We start from the raw sequence: 394 nt of genomic DNA, 5'->3' as shown, positions 1-394 counted from the left end.
GGCCCGGCTGACGCCGAGCCGCTGCATCACATAGGCTACGCGATACAACGAGTCGGGCCGCAGCGTCGGCGGCACAACGGCGACCGGCCGCTCCTGTCGATGCGCTGGTGTCGGCGGCCGCTCGCGCAGTTGTGCGGCAACGCGGCTCGCGATTCGATCCGCGAGCAGGTCGAGCAAGTCGTCGCACAGCACCAGGTCGCGACCGGCGGGTGCTCCCGCCTTGAGAGTCTTGGATACGTAGGGCATGCCCCCTCCTTCTCTGTGGACAGTCACCCGCGGCCCGGCGATGCCGAACGCGGGTCGCGGTCTTACAACCCTGCAATGCGCTCGACGAGCAGTTCTACAGCGGTAAGCTTCGGCAGCACCGCGTCGGACACCGACGGCCCGCGCAAAC

General features: G+C 68.5%; 1 protein-coding gene. It reads right to left on the bottom strand.

What is annotated here, in order from left to right; genetic code table 11:
* Positions 1-246, bottom strand: a 246-nt coding sequence (locus SB847_RS20580) for a hypothetical protein (protein WP_410578415.1), incomplete at its 3' end; no start/stop codon positions are given.
* Positions 247-394: the final 148 nt, after the last annotated feature.

The sequence above is a fragment of the Bacillus sp. SIMBA_026 genome (genome assembly GCF_046535335.1).
GTDB lineage: Bacteria > Bacillota > Bacilli > Bacillales > Bacillaceae > Bacillus > Bacillus velezensis.
This window is presented reverse-complemented; position numbering and strand designations above follow the sequence as displayed.